The organism is Geodermatophilus sp. SYSU D00710 (assembly GCF_054050195.1).
This window is the reverse complement of the sequence record NZ_JBJGYX010000048.1, coordinates 1-19,966: the sequence shown is the minus strand read 5'-3', so window position 1 is coordinate 19,966 and position 19,966 is coordinate 1. Positions and strand designations below refer to the sequence as shown.

Sequence of the window (19,966 nt, the reverse complement as noted above, 5' to 3'; positions counted from 1 at the left end):
CAGCCGGCCCGTCCCGCCGGCCCATCCGCCAGACCGAGGAGCTGCCGTGACCGACCTGCTCGAGCCCACCGCCACGCTGCCCCAGGAGCGGCGGCTGGTCACCCCGGTCCCCGGTCCCCGGTCCCAGGAGCTCATGGCCCGCCGGGCCGCCGTCGTGTCGGCCGGGGTCGGCACCACCCTGCCGGTGTTCGTCGAGCGCGCCGGCGGCGGGGTGGTCGTCGACGTCGACGGCAACTCGCTGATCGACCTGGGCTCGGGCATCGCGGTGGTCAACGTCGGCAACGCCGCCCCGCGGGTCGTCGCCGCGGTGCGGGAGCAGGTGGCGGCCTTCACCCACACCTGTTTCATGGTCACGCCCTACGAGGGCTACGTCGCCGTCTGCGAGGAGCTCGCCCGGGTCACCCCCGGCGACCACGAGAAGCGGTCGGCGCTGTTCAACACCGGCTCGGAGGCCGTCGAGAACGCCGTCAAGATCGCCCGGCACGCGACCGGCCGGCAGGCCGTCGTCGTGTTCGACCACGCCTACCACGGCCGGACCAACCTCACGATGGCGCTGACGGCGAAGAACATGCCGTACAAGCACCGCTTCGGCCCGTTCGCGCCCGAGGTCTACCGGGTCCCGATGTCCTACCCGTTCCGCGACGCCCCGGGCCTCACCGGGGCCGAGGCCGCCGCCCGCGCCATCGCGCAGATCGAGGCCCAGGTCGGCGCGGCCAACGTCGCCGCGGTGCTCATCGAGCCGATCCAGGGCGAGGGCGGCTTCGTCGTCCCGGCCCCGGGCTTCCTGCCGGCGCTGGCCGAGTGGTGCCGCGCGTCGGGCGCGGTCCTCGTCGCCGACGAGGTGCAGACCGGCTTCTGCCGCACCGGCGACTGGTTCGCCGCCGACCACGAGGGCGTCGTCCCCGACCTGGTCACCCTGGCCAAGGGCATGGCCGGCGGCCTGCCGCTGGCCGCCGTGACCGGCCGCGCCGAGATCATGGACGCCGTGCACACCGGCGGGCTCGGCGGCACCTACGGCGGCAACCCGGTGGCCTGCGCCGCCGCCCTGGCCTCGATCGAGACCATGCGCGAGCGCGACCTCGCCGGCGCCGCGCGCGCCATCGGCGACACCATGCTCCCCCGCCTGCGCGCGCTGCAGGAGCGGACGCCGGCCATCGGCGACGTCCGCGGGCGGGGCGCGATGATCGCCGTCGAGCTGGTCCGGCCGGGCACCACCGAGCCCGACGCCGCCCTCACCGGCCGCATCGCGCGCGCCTGCCACGCCGAGGGCGTCGTCGTCCTGACCGCCGGCACGTTCGGCAACGTGCTGCGCTTCCTGCCGCCCCTGGTCATCGGCCAGGACCTGCTCGGCGAGGGGCTCGACGTCCTCGAGGCCGCGTTCGCCGCGCACGCCGGCTGACCCGCCCCGCACGACGAGGCCCCGGTCCCCGCAGGGACCGGGGCCTCGTGCCGTGGGGGGCTACACGTCGATGCCGGTGAGCACCAGGACGCGCTCCTCGGTGAGGTCCTCCATCGCCGCGTGCACGCCCTCCCGGCCGGTGCCGGAGTCCTTGACCCCGCCGTAGGGCATCTGGTCGGCGCGGAAGCTGGGCACGTCGCCGATGACCACGCCGCCGACGTCGAGCACCGCGGCGGCGCGGAAGGCCACCTGCAGGTCGCGGGTGAACACCCCGGCCTGCAGCCCGAAGCGGCTGTCGTTGACCCGGTCGAAGGCCTCGTCGAGCGAGTCGACGACGTCGATGACCACCACCGGGCCGAAGACCTCCTCGCACGCCAGCTTCTCCGTCGCGGGAACGTCGGTGACGACGGTGGGCGCGTACGTCGCGCCGGTGCGCTGCCCGCCGGTGAGCACCCGCGCGCCGGCGGCGACGGCGTCGGCGACCCAGCTCTCCACCCGGCGGGCGGCGGCCTCGTCGATGAGCGGGCCGACGTCGGTGCTCTCGTCGGTGGGGTCGCCGGTGGCCAGCCGCTGCACCGCCTCGACCACCCGCGTGGTCAGCGCCTCGGCGACCGCCCGGTGGGCGAACACCCGCTGCACGGAGATGCAGGACTGCCCGGCCTGGTACATGGCGAACGTCGCGATCCGCGACGCCGCCCACGACAGGGACTTCTCGTCGTCCTGGTCCGGCCCGACGACGGCGGCGGCGTTGCCGCCGAGCTCGAGGGTGACGTGCTTGCGCGGCGCGGACTCCCTGATCGACCAGCCCACCGGCACCGAGCCGGTGAACGAGACGACCGGCAGCCGGGGGTCGCGGACGAGGTCGGCGGCGACCTCGTTCGGGACCGGCAGCACCGACCAGGCGCCCGAGGGCAGCGCGGTCTCGGCGAGGAGCTCACCGAGCAGCAGCGCCGTCAGCGGGGTGGCCGGGGCGGGCTTGAGCACGATCGGCGCACCGACGGCGATCGCCGGCGCCACCTTGTGGGCCACCAGGTTGAGCGGGAAGTTGAACGGGGCGATGCCGAGCACCGGGCCCCGGGGGACGCGCCGCACCAGCGCCATCCGGCCGGTGGCCGCCGGGTCGGTGTCCAGCCGCTGCAGGGTGCCCGACCAGCGGCGGGCCTCCTCGGCGCCCCAGCGGAAGGTCGACACCGCGCGGGCGACCTCGAGCCGGGACCACTTCAGCGGCTTGCCCGACTCGGCCGTGATGAGCGCGGCGACCTCCTCGGCGCGCTCGGTGAGCCGGCGCGAGACGTGGTCGAGGGCGGCGGCCCGCACGTGCGCGGGGGTGGCGGCGAGCTCGCGGCGCACCCGGGCGGCCTCGGCGACCGCGGTCTCGACGTCGTCGGCGGTGGCGGTGGTGGTCCGGCCGGCGAGCGACCCGTCGTGCGGCGAGCGGACCTCGAGCACCTCACCGCCGTGCGCGGGACGCCCGGCGATCCAGTACGGGGTGGTGGTCACGGTTCCTCCTCGGGGACGCGGGGCTGCGCAGCGAGCGTGCCGGAGGAGGGCGGGGTCCCGGGACGGCCGATCCGTCCACCGCCGCGACGCGGGGACGCCGTCGTGGCACACCGCCGACGTCGGCGGGCATCGGCCGGGGGCTGACGGTCTGGTCCGTCCGGAGCCCCCGGGACTACGATCCACGCACCACACGCCCCTCCTGACGACGGGATCCGTACCCATGACCACCACGGAGCAGGACGTCGCGACGCCGGACCAGGCCCTCGGTGCGGACGCGACCGCCAACCTGTGGCTGCACTTCTCCCGCATGGGCGCCTACCGCGACACCCCGCCGCCGGTGATCGTCCGCGGCGAGGGCGCGTCGATCTACGACGACCGCGGACGCCGGTACCTCGACGGCCTGGCCGGCCTGTTCGTCGTCCAGGCCGGCCACGGCCGGCGCGTGCTCGCCGAGGCCGCCGCCCGCCAGGCCGAGCAGCTGGCGTTCTTCCCGCTGTGGTCCTACGCCCACCCGACGGCGATCGAGCTCTCGCAGCGGCTGGCCGCCGCCGCTCCCGGCGACCTGGACCGGGTCTTCTTCACCACCGGCGGCAGCGAGGCCGTGGAGACGGCGTGGAAGGTGGCCAAGCAGTACTTCAAGCTGACGGGCCGGCCGCAGAAGACCAAGGTGATCAGCCGGGCGGTGGCCTACCACGGGACCACGCACGGGGCGCTGTCGATCACCGGCATCCCCGCGCTCAAGCAGCCCTTCGAGCCGCTGGTGCCCGGCAGCGTCCGGGTGCCCAACACCAACCTCTACCGGGCGCCGGTGTTCGGCGACGACCCCGAGACGTTCGGCCGGTGGGCGGCCGACCAGATCGAGCAGGCGATCCTCTTCGAGGGCCCGGACACGGTGGCCGCCGTCTTCCTGGAGCCGGTGCAGAACGCCGGCGGCTGCTTCCCGCCGCCCCCCGGCTACTTCGCGCGGGTGCGCGAGATCTGCGACCGGCACGACGTGCTGCTGGTCAGCGACGAGGTGATCTGCGCCTTCGGCCGGCTGGGCACGACCTTCGCGTGCACGAAGTTCGGCTTCGTGCCGGACATGATCACCTGCGCCAAGGGCATGACCTCGGGCTACTCCCCCATCGGCGCCATGATCGCCTCGAGCCGCGTCGTCGAGCCCTTCCTCCGCGACACCGCGTCGTTCCCGCACGGGTACACCTTCGGCGGGCACCCGGTCAGCTGCGCGGTGGCCCTGGCCAACCTCGACCTCATGGCCGAGGAGGGACTCGAGCAGCGGGTCCTCGACGAGGAGGGCGCCTTCCGCGCGACCCTGGAGGAGCTGCTGGACCTGCCGATCGTCGGCGACGTCCGCGGCGACGGGTACTTCTACGGGATCGAACTGGTGAAGGACAAGGCGACGAAGGAGACCTTCGACGCCGCGGAGTCCGAGCGGCTGCTGCGCGGGTTCCTCTCCGGCGCGCTGTTCGACGCCGGCCTGTACTGCCGCGCCGACGACCGCGGGGACCCGGTCATCCAGCTCGCCCCGCCGCTGGTCTGCGGACAGGCCGAGTTCGACGAGATGGAGCAGATCCTCCGCAGCGTGCTGACCGAGGCCTGGGCCCGGCTGTGACACTCCAGGCACAGGAAGCTCTCCGCACGTCCTGCGGCCCAGGACGTGCGGAGAGCCTCCTATGCCTCGCCCTCCCGCGCGGGCACGCAGAGGACCGGGCGGTCGGACAGGTGCAGCAGCTTGTGCGACACCGACCCGAGGAAGGCACCGCGCAGCGGGCTCTCCCCGCGGGTGCCGACGACGATGACCCGGCCGTCGTGCCGGCGCGCGGCGTCGACCAGCGCCTGCGCCGGCTTCTGCGACAGCACCTCGACGACGGTCTCGACGCCGGCGGCCTGCGCCTCCTCGACCGCGTGCGCCACCGCCGTGCGGCCCATCTCGGTGAGCGCCCGCTGGTGGGCCTGGAACTCCTCGCCCAGCCCGCCCGGCGGCTCGACGCCGTACACGAGGACGAGCGGCTCGTCGAAGCGGGCGGCCAGCGAGATCGCCATGGCCAGGGCCGGCCGGGACCCCGGCGACTCGTCGTAGCCCAGGACGATGCTCACCGCAGCTCCTCGTCGACGTGGATGCGGTCACCGGCGATCCCCGGCCGCTCCTGCCAGTACCGGCTGTCGCGGCTGCGCCAGACGAACATCAGCACCAGGCCGAGCACGAAGATCCCGACGCCGATCACCAGCGGCGGGCCCACGCCCAGCCACGCCTGACCGGTGTAGGAGTTCTCCGGGTCGGCGAGGTCGCCGATGGACAGCACCAGCAGCCAGATCAGCAGCCCCGCCCCGATCAGCGGGCCCACCCCGATGAGCAGGAACGCCGACACGCTGCGGGTCAGCTGCCGGCGGTGGTAGACGGCGCAGGCGATGCCGGTGAGCGCGTAGTAGAAGGCGATGAGCAGCGACAGCGCGGTGATCGAGTCGAACAGCGCGTTCTCGCTGAGCAGGCTCACCCCGACGAACCAGACGCTGGCGATGACGCCGACCCACCAGGTGGAGACGTCGGGCGTGCGGTGGCGCGGCGAGATGTGCCCGAACCGGCGCGGCAGCGCGTGCCGCCGGGCCATCGACAGGCCGGTGCGCGACGCCGGGAGGATCGTCGTCTGGGTCGAGGCGATCGCCGCCGTGGCCACCGCCAGCAGGACCACCCAGTCCCAGCCGCCCATCACCTCGGTGGACAGCAGCGCGAAGATCGCCTCCTCCTCGTCGGCGTTGTCGGCCAGGTAGTCGGTGCCGGCGAAGGCGAGGACGGCGATCGCGACGGCGACGTAGGTGACCAGCAGGACGACGGTGGACACGATCGCCGCGCGGCCGGGCGTGGAGGTGGAGTCGCGGGTCTCCTCGGTCAGGTTCACCGCCGACTCCCAGCCCCAGTACGCGAACACGCCGAGCAGCAGCCCGCCGGTCAGGGCCGCGCCGCCCGCGCCGAACGGGTTCAGCCAGCCCCAGCTCGGGTCGAGCCCGCCCAGCGGGCTGTCGCCGGTCACCCCGCGGTAGATGGCGACCGCCGCGAACACCAGCAGCGCCGCGGTCTGGGCGAGGATCAGCACGTTCTGCAGCCGCGCCGACAGCTCGGTGCCGAGCACGCAGATCCAGGTCATGAGCAGGATCAGCGCGACCGTCAGCACGAGCACGACGGCGGTGTTCTCGCTCAGCGAGTCCAGGTTGAGCGTACGGAGGGTGAAGACGACCCCGACGTTGGCCAGCGACCCGATGATCAGGACGCCGGTCATCGTGATGGCCCAGCCGCCGATCCAGCCGGCCCACGGCCCCATGGCCCGGGTGACCCACGAGAACGTCGTCCCGCAGTCGGGATCGACCCGGTTGAGCGCGGCGAAGGCCGACGCGATGAGCAGCATCGGCACGAACGAGGCCAGCAGCACCCCGGGTGCGTTGACGCCGGTGAGCGCCACCAGCGCGCCGATGATCGCCGCCAGCGAGTAGGCCGGCGAGGTGGAGGCGAGCCCGATCACGAGCGCGTCGAGGAACCCGATGGCGCCCGGGCGGAGGGTCGTCCCGTCCTCCGGGCGGACCACGGCGTCAGGAGGGTCCGGCTTCATGCGACGGTTATCGCAGCGATCCGGTCATCCGACAAGGGTTCGACGGCTGCGGACCTGCATCGACCACCGAACTCGTCGCTAGACTGCCCGCCTCCCGTGGAGGTGGACATGCGCATCCTGCTGGTGGGTGCCGGTGGGGTCGGCAGCGCGGTCACGGCGATCGCGGCCCGGCGCGAGTTCCTCACCCGGCTCGTCGTCGCCGACTTCGACCCCGCCCGTGCGGAGAAGGCCGTCGCCGCGGCGGGCGACCCGCGGTTCGTGGCCGCCCGGGTCGACGCCTCCGACGAGGCCGGTGTCCGGTCCCTGCTCGCCGAGCACGACTGCGACGTGCTGCTCAACGCGACCGACCCGCGGTTCGTCATGCCGCTGTTCCGGGCGGCGCTCGCCGCCGGCGTCCACTACCTGGACATGGCGATGTCGCTGTCGCGCCCGCATCCCGAGCGCCCGTACGAGCTGACCGGGGTGAAGCTCGGTGACGAGCAGTTCGCGCTGGCGGGCGAGTGGGAGGCGGCCGGGCGGCTGGCCCTGGTCGGCATGGGGGTGGAGCCGGGCCTGTCCGACGTGTTCGCGCGGTACGCCGCCGACCACCTGTTCACCGAGATCGACGAGCTCGGCGTCCGCGACGGGTCGGACCTGACCGTGCGCGGGCACGCGTTCGCGCCGTCGTTCAGCATCTGGACCACGATCGAGGAGTGCCTCAACCCGCCGGTCGTGTGGGAGCGCGACCGCGGCTGGTACACCACCGAGCCGTTCAGCGAGCCGGAGGTCTTCGACTTCCCCGAGGGCATCGGGCCGGTCGAGTGCGTCAACGTGGAGCACGAGGAGGTGCTCCTCATGCCGCGGTGGGTGGGCGCCCGGCGGGTCACCTTCAAGTACGGCCTCGGCAGCGAGTTCATCACCGTCCTGAAGGCCCTGCACACCACCGGCCTGGACTCCACGACGCCGGTGCGCGTGGGCGACGTCGAGGTCGCGCCGCGCGACCTGGTCGCCGCGGCGCTGCCCGACCCCGCCTCGCTCGGCGAGCTGATGACCGGGCGGACCTGCGCGGGCCTGTGGGTGAGCGGCGCCGGCACCGACGGCCGGCCGCGGCAGGTGTACCTGTACCACGTGGTCGACAACGCCTGGTCGATGGCCGAGTACGGGTCCCAGGCGGTGGTCTGGCAGACCGCGGTCAACCCCGTCGTCGCGCTCGAGCTCCTGGCGACCGGCCGGTGGCGCGGCACCGGGGTGCTGGGGCCGGAGGCCTTCGACGCGGTGCCCTTCCTCGACCTGCTGACCGCCTACGGCTCGCCCTGGGGGCTGCGCGAGGGCGGCTGAGGAAGGACCCCCTTGCCCCCCATCGCTCGCGCTCGCGGCGGGACCCGGCAAGGGGGCCGACCTCTGCTCCCTAGGCGAAGGCGGGCATGATCTCGTCGTGGATCAGCCGCAGCTGCTCCTCCACGGTGGCGACCCCGGGCAGCTCGCGGCCGGTGAAGGCCTTGACGATCGAGGCGTCGTTGATCGCGGCGATGACGTGGTTGACCCCCGCCGGCTCGATCTCCTTGATCATGGCCGTGACCTCCTCGGGCGTACCGGCGAAGGACAGCTTGTCGGTCAGCTCGGGCGTCGTCAGCTCGATGCCCTTGGCGAGGTCGCCACCGGCGATCGCGTCGATGATCGGCGTGAGCTGCTCGGGGTCGACACCGTGCCGCTCGAGCTGCTCGGCCGGCATGGAGGAGGCGTAGATGCCGACCATGCTGCGGGCGGCCTCCTTGGCGGCGGCGGAGTCGCGGCCGACCGCGAGGACCACCCACGCGCCGAAGTCCAGCGTCGTCCAGTCCTTGCCGGCCTTCTCGGCCCCCATCCGGAAGTGCTCGGCCGCGTAGTCGTAGGCCTGCCGGCTGTAGCTGAGCGCCTGGTGGCACCCGTCGGAGTACTGCGCCGCCGCCTCGAAGGAGCGCGGCCCGCGCATGGCCCCCATCTTCACCGGCACCCGCTCCTGCACCGGCCGGGCGAAGGTGAACAGCCCGTCGTAGCGGAAGAACTCGCCGTCGAAGGTGATGGCACCCTCGTCGAGCAGGGTCCGGACGACGTGGACCCCCTCGATGGTGCGCGAGAGCGGCTTCATCCCCTTCCAGTCCAGCTTGTACTGCGCCAGCAGCCCGAAGTTGCCGCTCGAGAGCACGACCTCGGCCCGGCCGCCGCTGAGCTCGTCGAGCGTCGCGGCCGCCTGGGCGATGAGCGAGGGCTCCCGCAGCGTCACCGACGACACGCTCGGCCCCATCCGCACCCGCGACGTCCGCGCCGCGGCCGCGGCGAAGAGCAGCCAGAGGTCCTTGTGCCAGGTCTCGTCGGCGGCGTACACGGCGTAGAAGCCGAGTTCGTCGGCGAGCTCGATCGCCCGGAGCGATTCCTCCAGGGAGTAGTCGGGCAGCATCGCGTAGCTGAACTTCATCGGATCTCCTCACTCACCGGGACACCGGCGTCCCGCCGGATCTGCTGGAGCTGTGCGGCCACCTCGCGGGCGTCGCCCTCGGGGACGTGTGCAGAGTGCCGGTCCGGCCGGGCGGCGAACAGGTACAGCAGCCCGGTGCCGGCGACGATGGCCAGGCCGATCGCGACGATCCAGCGGTCGAGGAAGGTCTCGGTGCCGGGGGCGGGCTTGAGCAGCAGGACGATGGCGAACACCCCGTAGGCCAGGGCCAGCACGTTGACCACCAGGCCGGCCGAGCCGAGGTTCCACACCCCCGCCGGGCGCCACCCCTTGAGCCGCTGCCGCAGCGCCGCCAGCACCACGGCCTGGAAGGCGATGTAGATGCCCAGCACCGCGAAGGCGGTGACGCGGGCGAGGGAGTCCGGCTGCCAGAAGACGAACAGGCAGATGAGCACCGGGACGACGCAGACGACCAGCAGCGCGTTGGTCGGGACCGCGTGCCGGCTCGACACGTGGCCCAGCCAGCCGCTGGCCGGGAGCATCCGGTCGCGGGCGAAGGCGTAGAGCAGCCGGCTGCCGGCGGCCTGCAGCGACAGCACGCAGGAGATGAAGGCGACGACGGTGACGACCAGGAAGACCTTCGAGCCCACGGTCCCGAGTGCGCTCTCCAGGATGGTGGGGATCGGGTCGACGTCCTCACCGGCCATGATCGCCTGCAGCTGCGCGTCGGGGGCGGCCAGCACGTAGCCGGCGTAGGACAGGAAGCCCGAGACCCCGCCGACGAGGATGGTCAGGATCATCGCGCGCGGGATCCGGCGGGCCGGGTCGGCGACCTCCTCGGCGACGTCGCCGCAGGCCTCGAACCCGTAGAAGAGGAACAGGCCGGACAGCGCCGCGGCGAGGAAGGTGCCGATGTACGCGTCGCCGCCGCCGGCGCCGAGGGTGTCGAAGAAGACCGAGAACGGCTGCTCGCGGCGGAACAGCAGCAGGAACAGCCCGAGGGCGACGACGCCGACGAGTTCGGCGGCCAGGCCGATGCGGGCGATCCGGGCGAGCGTGCGGGTGCCGCTGTAGTTGACCAGGAACGCGATGACGAGCAGCCCGACCGCGGTCGCGAGGACGACGCCCGGGGTGGCGTCGATGCTGAACAGCGCGGCGACGAAGCCGCCGCCGAACTGGGCGACGGCCGTGACGGTGACGATGATCGCCCAGATGTAGACCCACGAGACGATCCAGGCGTAGCGCCGGTTCCACAGCCGCCGGGTCCACGGGTAGATGCCGCCGGCCAGCGGGTACTGCGAGACGACCTCGCCGAAGACCAGCGCGACCAGCAGCTGGCCGACCCCGACGATCACGATCCACCAGATCGCCGGCGGTCCCCCGATGGAGAGGCTGTAGGCGAACAGCGAGTAGACGCCGACCAGCGGGGACAGGTACGTGAACCCGAGGGCCATGTTCGCCCACAGGCCCATGCTCCGGTCGAACTCCCCGTGGTAGCCGAGCGCGGCGAGCTGGGCGTCGTCGTCGGTCCGGCCGACGGGGGCTCCTGGTGCGGTCACCGGGCGGTCTCCTCGCGAGGGTGGGGCGCGCCGGCGGACGCCGGTGTGCGCCAGGCCACAGGGACGCGGGAAACCTATAGAGCCAGAGGTCACAGGACAAGGGCCGCGGCGCCCGGCCGTGGGACCGTCCGCCCCGGTGCGCTCAGGCGGTGAGCAGCCGGTGGTCCTCGACCGGCACGGACCGCCACGGGACGCCGGGGACCGCGGTGACCGGGCCGGCGGCGACCGCGGCCGGGGACACCAGGGCGCCGACCAGCCACCGCGGCGCGGTGGAGAGGACGACCCGGTCCTCGTCGTTGAGCAGCAGGAACGGCGCCCCGGGACCGAGCCGCTGCAGGAGGTGGGACTCGAAGCGGCCGACCGGGACGTCGGCCCCGGCCACGCCGGCGAACTCGCCGTCGACCACCACCGGCTCGGTCAGCGTCAGCAGGTACCGGCCGGTGCCGTGGACGTCGACGTAGGGCCCGACGACGTGCCGCCGCCCGGTCCGCCGCGGCACGTCGAACCAGGCGGCCGCGGTGTAGTCGTAGTAGCCGAGGCTGGTCGGCCGCAGGTCCGGCTCGAGGCTGCGCAGCCGGCCGCCGTCGGGGTCGGCCTGCCACCACTCCAGGCGCAGCGGCAGGCCGCGCTCCGGGCGCGGCGCGACGACGAGGCCGAGCCCGACGGCGAGCTGGCCGGGCTCGTGCAGGAGGTCGCGGACGTCGTCGCCGAGGACCGGCCGCCCGGCCCGCAGGCCCTCGCGCGCGGCCGGCCGCAGCGCCGCGTCGTGCACCTCGGCGACGGTGGCGAAGACCTGCTCGACCACCTCGGACACCGCCTCGACCACCGGGGTCACGAGACCTCCCGGCGGGCGAGGGTCCCGTCGCCGCCGTCCGCGCGCAGCCGCAGCTCGATCGACCACAGCGTGCGGGTCTCGATGTGCTCCTCGGTGAGCGCCCGGGCCGCGGCGGGGTCGCGGGCCTCGACGGCGTCCACCACGGCCCGGTGGGCGGCGACGATGCGGTCGAGCAGCGCGGGGGCGTGGGCCGGCGGCCAGGGCAGCTGCCCGAGCTCCAGGTGCAGGTCCATCTCCTGCATGGTCAGCCGCACCGACTGGGCGCAGGCGGCGAGCTCGACGTAGTAGCGGCCCTCGGCCCGGCGCTGCCCGGTGACCGTGCCGGCCCGGGCCAGCCGGTCGACGATGTCGCGCAGCCGGGCGATCTCGACCCGCGACGCCCGGGTCGCCGCGAGCCGGGCCGCCGCGGAGGCGACCGCGCCGTGCACGTCGCCGAGCTCGCGCAGGTCGGTGGTGGCCAGCTCGGTGAGCCGGGCGTCGGCCAGCTCGGCGAGGACGTCGTCGCGGGCCTGCACGAAGCTGCCCCCGCCGCGGCCCCGGCGGGTCTCGACCAGCCCGAGCCCGCGCAGCTCGGCCAGCGCCTCGCGCAGCGTCATCGTCGAGACGTTGAGCATGGTGGCCAGGTCGGTCTCGGCCGGGAGCTGCTCGCCGTCGCCGAGCAGGCCCAGGGCGATGGCGCTGCCCACGCGCCGCACGACCGCCTCGCTGCGGAGGGCGCCGTCGTCGAGGGGGGCGAAGACGGCCCGCCGGGCGTCACCGCTGAGCAGTTGCACGCTCGCCTCCTGTGACGGGTGGACACCTCAGTGTGTCACCGCGATCGACACCCTTAACCGTTGAATCCATAGGTTTTGGTGGCTAGCGTGACGCCCACCCCAGCCATCCTGTGACGAGGAGCACGCAGTGACACAGGTCGAGCCCGACCGGGCGCCCGGCGCAGACGCGCTCTCCGAGCCCTTCACGCCTGGCGCCCCGTCCAACCCGCCGGAGCTGGCCGGGTATCCGGAGCTGCTGGCCGGCCCGGTCCCCCCGCCGGTCGCCGACCCGAGGACGGCGGCGTTCGTCGAGCAGTGGCGCAACGCCTCCTACAACTGCTTCTCCTCCGGCCACAAGTTCTGCCGCGAGGTCTGCCCGGTCACCCAGGTCGAGCGCAACGAGTCGTGGACCCCGACGGCCTTCCACGCCAACGTCGTCGCCATGGAGCGCGGCGAGCTCGACGTCGCGGACGTCGCCGCCGACTACGTCAACTGCACCCAGTGCGGCGCGTGCGAGCTGCGCTGTCCCAACACGCTGTTCACCGGCGACTTCTACCGGTTCCGCACCCGCACGGTCGACGTCGTCAAGGCGGTGCGCTCGCTGGCCGTGGAGAGCGGCGTGCACCAGCCGAGCTGGCAGGTGTGGAACGAGCGCACCGACCTGCGCACCCACGAGCCGGTCCTGGGCGAGACGCCGGTCAGCCAGGAGAGGGTGCGCGACTGGGCCGAGGGGCTCGACATCCCGGTCGGCGGGGAGACGGTGCTGTTCGTCGACTGCGAGGCCGCCTTCTACCGGACGTCGGTGCCGCGGGCCGTGGCGCAGATGCTGCAGATGGCCGGCTACGAGTTCGGCCTGATGCGCGATCAGTGGTGCTGCGGCGGGCCGGCCGCCGAGATGGGGTACGCCGAGCAGGCGCAGCGGTTCGCCCGGCACAACCTCGACGACTGGCGGGCCACCGGCACCGGGCGGGTGCTCGTGCTCGACCCGCACGACTACATCAGCTTCACCGAGGACTACCCCAGGTACTTCGGCGAGGAGTTCGACATCGAGGTCGTGCTGGTCGTCGAGGTGCTGGCCCAGCTGCTGCGCGAGGGGCGGCTGACCCCCTCGGTGCCGGTGGACCGGGCGATCACGTACCACGACCCGTGCCGGCTCAACAAGCGCAAGGGGATCTGGCAGGAGCCGCGCGAGCTGCTGCGCGCCATCCCCGGGCTGCGCTTCGAGGACGTCGACCGGGTGACCCAGTGGTCCTACTGCTCCGGAGGCGGCGGCGGGCTGCCGATCGAGAAGCCCGAGCTGACCGCCAAGATCAGCGCACTGCGCCTCGAGCGGGCCGCCGAGCTCGACGTCGACACGCTGGTCAGCGCCTGCCCGTGGTCGGAGCGCCCGCTGTCGGAGGCCGGCGACGCGCAGGACATCGACGTCGTCGACCTGCACGAGCTGTTCGCCCAGTCGCTCGGCATCAGCGTGGGCGGCTCCCGCGGCGACGTCGGCGACCGCCGGCTGGCCCAGGAGCGCACCGGCGTCCCCGGCCGGGCCCGGCGGGCGCACGGCAGCTCGCGCGGCGGCTGCGGCGGGGGCGGGTGCGGCAACGGTTCCGGCGGCTGCGGGTGCGGAGGGCACTGACCATGACGATGACCGAACCGGCGCCGTTCACCACCGAGCCGCTCGGCGAGGACCGGCTCAACCAGCTCGTCGCCGCGCTGCGGCCGGTGCTGGCCGACGACCAGCTCCTGCTGGCCAAGACCGACCGCTGGAACCGGGCCCGCGTGCCGGCGCCCTTCCCGGTGCACCGCTGGTCCGAGCGGGTGCCCGACGTGGTGGTCATGCCCACCTCCACCGAGCAGGTGGCCGCGGTGGTCCGGATCGCCAACGAGCTGGAGATCCCCGTCGTCCCCCGCGACGGCGGCACCGGGCTCACCGACGGCGCCGTCCCGCACCGGCGCGGCATCGTCGTCGACGTCAAGAAGATGAACCAGATCCACGAGCTGGACCTGGTCAACCGGACCGTCACCGTCGGCACCGGCATCAACATGCTCAAGCTCAACGAGCGGCTGGCCCCCCACGGGCTGTTCTACCCGGACGACCCGGCGTCCTACCCGTGCTCGCTGGTCGGCGGCCGGATCGGCACCAGCGGCTGGTCACTGATCGGCTCCCGGTACGGGCACACCCGCGACCTGGTGCTCAGCTTCGACCACGTGCTGCCCACCGGCGAGGTGCTGCACGTCGGCGACGGCATCGGCCAGAAGATCAGCAAGAGCTCCAGCGGCTACCAGCTCAAGCACCTGTTCATGGGGCACCAGGGCACCCTCGGCATCGCCACGCGGGCGACGCTGAAGCTGTTCCCCAAGCCCGAGGCCGAGCTCTCCCCGTTCTGGGCGTTCGACAGCTACGAGGACGCCCACGCGTGCACCGGCGCGCTGGCCCGCGCCGGGGTGGCCACCTTCGCCGGCGCCGTGCTCTTCGACGAGCACAAGGTCGCCTACCTGCGCCGCGACGACGAGGCCTACATCCCGCAGCCGGCCGACGTCCGCGCCCTGGTCTGCGCGGTCATGTACGGCTACGAGGACGAGGTGCGCGCCGGCGGGAAGCGGCTGTTCCGGATCGCGAAGGAGCACGGGGCCCGCTACCTCGGCGACGAGATCTCCGAGGGCGACTGGGCCGCCCGGCACGACCGGTACGCCACTCCCCTGCACGGCCGGACCAAGGACGGCCAGGTCATCCCGATGTCCTGGCACTGCGAGGACGCCGCGGTCAACTTCTCCGCCGTCCCCGCGGTCAGCCGGGCCTGGCACGAGATCATGGCCGACCTGCGCCGGAAGACCGACGTCTTCGACGACTGGGGCATGTTCGCCTACACCTCCGGCAGCACCGGGGTCGACTACCTCACCGAGATCGACGTCGGCATCTGGGAGCAGCGCCTCGACGACGCCGCCTGGGCCGCCTGGGTGAAGGCCAAGCACGACATCGCCGCGGTGGCGATCGCGCACGGCGGGTCGATGAGCGCCTGCCACGGCTCCTGCCGCGAGGGCGAGGTCGACCTGCTCCCGCAGGAGCTGGGCAAGGGGTTCGACGTGATGCTCGAGGTCAAGCGGGCGCTGGACCCCAACAACGTCATGAACCCGGGCAAGTACCTGCTCGACCGGGCCTACGGGAGGGACACGACCGATGAGAACCGATGACCAGCCCGCCGGCCCGGCCGCGACCGCTCCGTACCGCTTCGCCGAGCAGCACACCCCGCCGCCGCCGGTGCGGGTCAGCGAGGTGGCGCAGACGACGTTCGAGCACGTCTACGAGGTCGACCCCCGGCTGATGCAGGAGCACGTGCTGCAGCAGGTGTTCCCCAACTGGGACACGCTGCGGATCATGCGCAGCCGGCACGACCACCTGGCGTGGATGCACCGGCACTTCGCCGGGAAGGTCGTCACCGGCTCCGAACTGCTCGCCGAGGTGGAGGCAGAGGGGGCAGGGAATCCGCAGCCGGCGACCCCCGGTGCTGGACCGATCAGCGGCCCGGTAGCACCATGACCACCGGATCAGCACCGATGACCGACGAGAGGGACCCCGAGTGAGCGAGAAGCTCGAACTGCGCAACGTCGTCGGCGGGGAGCACGTCGACACCGCCGACGGCCGCCGGATGGACCTCGTCGACCCGTCCACCGGCGAGGTGTTCGCCTCCGCGCCGGTGTCGGGCCCCGAGGACGTCGACCGCGCCTACCGGGTGGCCGCCGACGCGTTCGAGACCTGGCGGGACACCACCCCCTCGGAGCGGCAGCAGGCGCTGCTGAGGCTGGCCGACGCGGTGGAGGAGCACGCCGAGGAGCTCGTGGCGCTGGAGAGCCGCAACACCGGCAAGCCGCTCGGGCTGACCGCCTCGGAGGAGATCCCCCCGATGGTCGACCAGATCCGGTTCTTCGCCGGTGCCGCCCGCACGCTGGAGGGCAAGGCGGCCGCGGAGTACATGAAGGGGCACACCAGCTTCATCCGGCGCGAGCCCATCGGCGTCGTCGGCCAGGTGACCCCGTGGAACTACCCGATGATGATGGCGGTCTGGAAGATCGCGCCGGCGCTGGCGGCGGGCAACACCGTCGTCCTCAAGCCGTCGGACACCACGCCGGTCACCACGCTGCGGCTCGCCGAGCTGGCCGCCGAGATCCTGCCGCCGGGCGTGCTCAACGTCGTCTGCGGCGACCGCGACACCGGCCGGGCGCTCGTCGAGCACCGGACCCCGCAGCTGGTGGCGATCACCGGGTCGGTCCGCGCCGGCATGGAGGTCGCCGGCGCCGCGGCCAAGGACGTCAAGCGGGTGCACCTCGAGCTCGGCGGCAAGGCGCCGGTCGTGGTCTTCGACGACGCCGACCTCGAGGCCGCGGCCGAGGCGATCGCCGTCGCCGGCTACTTCAACGCCGGGCAGGACTGCACCGCCGCCTCCCGGGTGCTGGCCGGCCCCGGGATCCACGACGATTTCGTCGCGGCGCTGACCGAGCAGGCCCGCAACACCGCCACCACCTACGAGAAGGGCGCCGGCGACGAGGACGCCCTGGTGCCGCCGGTGAACAACGCCAACCAGCTGGCGCACGTCACCGGGTTCCTCGACCGCGCGCCCGACCACGCCGAGGTCACCACCGGCGGGCACCGGCTGGGCGACCGGGGCTTCTTCGTCGAGCCGACCGTGGTGGCGGGCCTGCGGCAGGACGACGAGATGGTGCAGCGGGAGGTCTTCGGCCCGGTCATCACCGTGCAGCGGTTCACCGACGAGGACGAGGCGGTGCGCTGGGCCAACGGCGTCGAGCTGGGGCTGGCCTCCAGCGTGTGGACGAGGGACTTCGGCCGCGCGATGCGGATGAGCAAGCGGCTGGACTTCGGCTGCGTGTGGATCAACACCCACATCCCGCTGGTCGCCGAGATGCCGCACGGCGGGTTCAAGCACTCCGGCTACGGCAAGGACCTCTCGCTGTACGGCCTGGAGGACTACACCCGCGTCAAGCACGTCATGGCCAACATCGAGTCCTGACCACGCGACGGCAGGGGCCCCGGTCCACCCGGACCGGGGCCCCTCGTCGTCCGTGGCGTCGTGCGCGCCGTCGTCCGTGCCGTCGTCCGCGCCGTCGTCCGTGCCGTCGTCCGGGCCGAGTGAGCACCTGCGGTCGACGACCCGCGCGGGCGCGCCGCGGGCGGCGACCACGACTGCGCCGTCGCGTGGATCCACAGCCGCAGCGTTCGTCCACCGGTGCCCGCCGCTCCCCGCCACCGCCCGCCGTCGCGGTCAGCGTCGGTGCGTGACCAGGCACCTGCTCCCGCCCGTCTACACCCGTGCGGCCGCCGACGTCGCCGAGCTGACCCGCGCGCAGCTCGCGAGGGACGGCGTGCGGGTCACCCGCGGCGCCTTCGTCTCCCGGTCGGTCCCGCTGACGACGGCGAACGCCGCCCGTGCCGCGCTCGCCGTCCTGCCCGAGGGCGCGGTCGCCTCCCACCGGACCGCGGCCGTCCTGCTGGGCGCACCGCTCCGGGCGTCGTGGCCGCTGGAGTTCGCGGTGCGGCCGGGGGTGTACCGGGCGCGCCGGCAGCGCATCCGCGTCCACGTCCGGCACCTGACCGCCCGGGACGAGGTCCGGTGTGCGGGGCTCCCGGTCACCAGCGGTCCGCAGACCTGGCTGGACCTGGCCGCCCGGATGCCGGGTCAGGAGCTGGTCGCCGTCGGGGACGCCCTGTACCGGGCCGGGCACCTCGATGCCGCGGCGCTGGGCGAGCGGCTCGAGCGGGCGGACGGCGTCCGCGGGGTGGTCCGGGCGCGGGAGTGCGCTCCCCTGCTGACGCCGCTGGCGGCGTCCCGGCCGGAGAGCCTGATCCGCTACTGGCTGGTCAGCAGCGAGCTGCCCGACCCCGTTCCGCAGCTCCCCGTCGTGGACCGCCGAGGACGCGCCGTGGCGCACGCGGACCTCGGCTACGACCAGTGGCGGGTCGCGCTGGAGTACGAGGGGCGCCACCACGCCGAACGGCGACAGTTCCGGCGCGACCTCGACCGGTACACGCTGATGGCCGCACACGGATGGCTGGTCCTGCGCTTCGGGGAGGACGACCTGGGTCGCCGGGACCGGGTGCTGTCCCGGGTGGCCGGAGCCCTCCGGAGCCGGGGCGCCCGGTGGTGACCGCGAGCCGGGTGTGCAGTCGTGGTCGACGACACGGGCCGACGCGCCGGGCGCCGCGACCACGACTGCACACTCGGCCGGCGGAGGGGCGGATCACGGGCACGCGCTCAGCGGCCCAGCACCTCGCGCAGCGCGGCCAGTACCAGCGCGACCTTCTCCGGGGCGGCGTTGGGCCCCATGAGCCCGATCCGCCAGACCGACGTCGCGTAGGCGCCCACCCCGCCGCCGATCTCCAGGTCGTAGCGCTCGAGCAGCTCCTTGCGCACGGCCGCGGAGTCGACGCCGTCGGGCACGCGGACGGTGGTCAGCTCCGGCAGCCGGTGTCCCTCGGCGGCGAACAGCTCCAGGCCGATGTCCCGCAGGCCCTCGTGCAGCAGCCGCCCGGCCTCGGCGTGCCGCGCGTGCACGGCGTCGAGGCCCTCGTCGAGGATCCGGCCGAGGCCGGCGTGCAGCGAGACCACCATCCCGGTCGGCGCGGTGTGGTGGTACGTGCGGCCGCCGGACCCGGCGGCCTCGCCGGCGTAGCCCCCGAGCATGCCGAGGTCGAGGTACCAGCTCTGCGGCCTCTCGATCCGCCGCTCCCACGCCCGGTCGGAGATGGTGAACGGGGCGAGACCGGGCGCGACGCCCAGGCACTTCTGCGAGCCGGAGTAGGCCAGGTCCACGCCCCACTCGTCGAGCCGCACGGGGATGCCGCCGAGGGAGGTGACGCAGTCGGCCAGCAGCAGCGCGTCGCCCTTGCCGGCGGCCAGCGGCTCCAGGTCCGAGCGCACGCCGGTCGAGGTCTCGGCGTGCACGGCGGCGATCAGCTTGGGCGCGGGGTGCGCGGCGAGCACCCGCTCGGGGTCGACCGGCTGCCCCCACTCGTGGTCGACCCGCACCACCTCGGCGCCGCAGCGCGAGGCGACGTCGACCATCCGCTCGCCGAACAGGCCGTTGACCGCCACGACGACGACGTCGCCGGGGCCCACCGTGTTCACGAACGACGCCTCCATGCCCGCCGACCCGGTGGCCGACAGCGGCAGCGTGCGCCGGTTGGTGGTGCCGAACAGCGTGCGCAGCCGCTCGGAGGTCTCGTCGAGGATGCCGAGGAACACCGGGTCGAGGTGCCCGAGCAGCGGCTGCCCGAGAGCGACCGTCGCCTCGGGGTAGGGGTTGGACGGACCGGGACCGAGCAGGGTGCGGACGCGCAGCGGCATGCCCGGGACGCTACCGAGACGAGGAGGACCGCACATGGCCACCGACGACGCTCCGGGCGCGCTGCGCCGCGAGGAGGCCGCCGCGATGTGGCGGCAGTACGCGGCGACCCGGCCGGCGGGCGGCCCGCCCGAGGACGAGCCGCCCGTCGAGCGCTTCGGTGACAGCCGGTCGCTGGCCGACGAGCTCATCGCGCTCGTGCTCGCCGGCACGAAGCGGGCCACCGCCGGCCTGGCCGGCGACTTCGCGCGCGAGGAGGAGCCGCTCCCCCGCATCGGCGGGTACTGGATCGCCTGCGACGGCGACGGGCGGCCCCGGGCGGTGCTGCGCTCGACCGAGCTGCGGGTCGGCCGGCTCGACAGCGTCGACGACGCCTTCGCCTGGGACGAGGGCGAGGGCGACCGCACCCGCGAGGACTGGCTCCGCGGCCACCTGCGCTACTTCACCCGCACCCTGGCCGCCCTCGGCCAGGCCTGGGACGACGAGCTCGAGGTGGTGTTCGAGCGGTTCCGCGTCGTGTGGCCGCCCGAGGTGGCCGACCGGGCCGGCTGAGCCGGCC

General features: G+C 73.9%; 17 protein-coding genes. 9 read left to right on the top strand and 8 right to left on the bottom strand.

Annotation, left to right across the window (positions count from 1 at the left end):
- Positions 1–46 precede the first annotated feature (46 nt).
- Positions 47–1,399, top strand: a complete 1,353-nt coding sequence (gabT, locus tag ACI78U_RS18670) for a 4-aminobutyrate--2-oxoglutarate transaminase (RefSeq protein WP_456876886.1) — start codon at positions 47–49, stop codon at positions 1,397–1,399.
- Positions 1,400–1,459: 60 nt separating this feature from the next.
- Here the strand turns inward: gabT and ACI78U_RS18665 are convergent, their stop codons facing one another.
- Positions 1,460–2,899 carry an aldehyde dehydrogenase family protein gene (locus ACI78U_RS18665; RefSeq protein WP_456876885.1) on the bottom strand — a complete coding sequence of 480 codons (1,440 nt, stop codon included), beginning with the start codon at positions 2,897–2,899 and terminating at the stop codon, positions 1,460–1,462.
- A 220-nt stretch (positions 2,900–3,119) separates the two neighbouring features.
- Here ACI78U_RS18665 and ACI78U_RS18660 point away from each other — a divergent pair, with 220 nt between their 5' ends.
- Positions 3,120–4,511 (top strand): aspartate aminotransferase family protein, encoded by a 1,392-nt coding sequence (locus tag ACI78U_RS18660; protein WP_456876884.1) that lies wholly within the window; start codon positions 3,120–3,122, stop codon positions 4,509–4,511.
- Positions 4,512–4,570: 59 nt separating this feature from the next.
- Here the strand turns inward: ACI78U_RS18660 and ACI78U_RS18655 are convergent, their stop codons facing one another.
- On the bottom strand, positions 4,571–4,996 hold the full coding sequence (locus tag ACI78U_RS18655) for a universal stress protein (RefSeq protein WP_456876883.1): 426 nt from the start codon (positions 4,994–4,996) through the stop codon (positions 4,571–4,573).
- Positions 4,993–6,477 carry an APC family permease gene (locus ACI78U_RS18650; protein WP_456876882.1) on the bottom strand — a complete coding sequence of 495 codons (1,485 nt, stop codon included), beginning with the start codon at positions 6,475–6,477 and terminating at the stop codon, positions 4,993–4,995. The genes ACI78U_RS18655 and ACI78U_RS18650 overlap by 4 nt, the downstream gene beginning before the upstream one ends.
- A 132-nt stretch (positions 6,478–6,609) precedes the next feature.
- Between ACI78U_RS18650 and ACI78U_RS18645 the strand changes: the two genes are divergently transcribed.
- Positions 6,610–7,818: a saccharopine dehydrogenase family protein gene (locus ACI78U_RS18645; RefSeq protein WP_456876881.1), complete on the top strand. Its 1,209-nt coding sequence runs from the start codon at positions 6,610–6,612 to the stop codon at positions 7,816–7,818.
- 70 nt (positions 7,819–7,888) lie between these two features.
- Here the strand turns inward: ACI78U_RS18645 and ACI78U_RS18640 are convergent, their stop codons facing one another.
- From ACI78U_RS18640 to ACI78U_RS18625, 4 genes are all read right to left on the bottom strand, one after another.
- On the bottom strand, positions 7,889–8,935 hold the full coding sequence (locus ACI78U_RS18640) for an LLM class flavin-dependent oxidoreductase (protein WP_456876880.1): 1,047 nt from the start codon (positions 8,933–8,935) through the stop codon (positions 7,889–7,891).
- Positions 8,932–10,473 carry an APC family permease gene (locus ACI78U_RS18635; RefSeq protein ID WP_456876879.1) on the bottom strand — a complete coding sequence of 514 codons (1,542 nt, stop codon included), beginning with the start codon at positions 10,471–10,473 and terminating at the stop codon, positions 8,932–8,934. Before ACI78U_RS18635 ends, ACI78U_RS18640 begins: the two co-directional genes overlap by 4 nt.
- Before the next feature lie 142 nt (positions 10,474–10,615).
- Positions 10,616–11,308 (bottom strand): cache domain-containing protein, encoded by a 693-nt coding sequence (locus ACI78U_RS18630; RefSeq protein WP_456876878.1) that lies wholly within the window; start codon positions 11,306–11,308, stop codon positions 10,616–10,618.
- On the bottom strand, positions 11,305–12,081 hold the full coding sequence (locus ACI78U_RS18625) for a FadR/GntR family transcriptional regulator (RefSeq protein ID WP_456876877.1): 777 nt from the start codon (positions 12,079–12,081) through the stop codon (positions 11,305–11,307). The genes ACI78U_RS18630 and ACI78U_RS18625 overlap by 4 nt, the downstream gene beginning before the upstream one ends.
- Before the next feature lie 127 nt (positions 12,082–12,208).
- On the opposite strand from ACI78U_RS18625, the gene ACI78U_RS18620 reads away from it, so the two are divergent.
- The 5 genes from ACI78U_RS18620 (at position 12,209) to ACI78U_RS18600 (ending at position 18,210) form a co-directional block, all read left to right on the top strand.
- Positions 12,209–13,687: a (Fe-S)-binding protein gene (locus tag ACI78U_RS18620; RefSeq protein WP_456876876.1), complete on the top strand. Its 1,479-nt coding sequence runs from the start codon at positions 12,209–12,211 to the stop codon at positions 13,685–13,687.
- A 2-nt stretch (positions 13,688–13,689) separates the two neighbouring features.
- Entirely contained in the window at positions 13,690–15,243 is a 1,554-nt protein-coding gene (locus tag ACI78U_RS18615; protein ID WP_456876875.1) for an FAD-binding oxidoreductase, read from the top strand.
- On the top strand, positions 15,230–15,589 hold the full coding sequence (locus ACI78U_RS18610; RefSeq protein WP_456876874.1) for a hypothetical protein: 360 nt from the start codon (positions 15,230–15,232) through the stop codon (positions 15,587–15,589). Before ACI78U_RS18615 ends, ACI78U_RS18610 begins: the two co-directional genes overlap by 14 nt.
- Positions 15,590–15,629: 40 nt before the next feature.
- Positions 15,630–17,075 carry a gamma-aminobutyraldehyde dehydrogenase gene (locus ACI78U_RS18605; protein ID WP_456876873.1) on the top strand — a complete coding sequence of 482 codons (1,446 nt, stop codon included), beginning with the start codon at positions 15,630–15,632 and terminating at the stop codon, positions 17,073–17,075.
- A gap of 265 nt (positions 17,076–17,340) precedes the next feature.
- Positions 17,341–18,210 (top strand): DUF559 domain-containing protein, encoded by an 870-nt coding sequence (locus ACI78U_RS18600; protein ID WP_456876872.1) that lies wholly within the window; start codon positions 17,341–17,343, stop codon positions 18,208–18,210.
- A gap of 107 nt (positions 18,211–18,317) precedes the next feature.
- Here ACI78U_RS18600 and ACI78U_RS18595 read toward each other — a convergent pair whose 3' ends face one another.
- On the bottom strand, positions 18,318–19,409 hold the full coding sequence (locus tag ACI78U_RS18595) for a pyridoxal-phosphate-dependent aminotransferase family protein (RefSeq protein ID WP_456876871.1): 1,092 nt from the start codon (positions 19,407–19,409) through the stop codon (positions 18,318–18,320).
- 34 nt (positions 19,410–19,443) lie between these two features.
- Here ACI78U_RS18595 and ACI78U_RS18590 point away from each other — a divergent pair, with 34 nt between their 5' ends.
- A complete protein-coding gene (locus tag ACI78U_RS18590) occupies positions 19,444–19,959 on the top strand; it encodes an ASCH domain-containing protein (RefSeq protein WP_456876870.1) in 516 nt (171 codons plus the stop codon).
- The last annotated feature ends 7 nt before the right edge of the window (positions 19,960–19,966 follow it).

Coding starts and splice junctions, on each gene's coding strand:
- ACI78U_RS18660 (WP_456876884.1), top strand. CDS start 3,120: ATGACCACCACGGAGCAGGACGTCGCGACGCCGGACCAGGCCCTCGGT.
- ACI78U_RS18645 (WP_456876881.1), top strand. CDS start 6,610: ATGCGCATCCTGCTGGTGGGTGCCGGTGGGGTCGGCAGCGCGGTCACG.
- ACI78U_RS18640 (WP_456876880.1), bottom strand. CDS start 8,935: ATGAAGTTCAGCTACGCGATGCTGCCCGACTACTCCCTGGAGGAATCG.
- ACI78U_RS18615 (WP_456876875.1), top strand. CDS start 13,690: ATGACGATGACCGAACCGGCGCCGTTCACCACCGAGCCGCTCGGCGAG.
- ACI78U_RS18610 (WP_456876874.1), top strand. CDS start 15,230: ATGAGAACCGATGACCAGCCCGCCGGCCCGGCCGCGACCGCTCCGTAC.
- ACI78U_RS18595 (WP_456876871.1), bottom strand. CDS start 19,409: ATGCCGCTGCGCGTCCGCACCCTGCTCGGTCCCGGTCCGTCCAACCCC.
- ACI78U_RS18590 (WP_456876870.1), top strand. CDS start 19,444: ATGGCCACCGACGACGCTCCGGGCGCGCTGCGCCGCGAGGAGGCCGCC.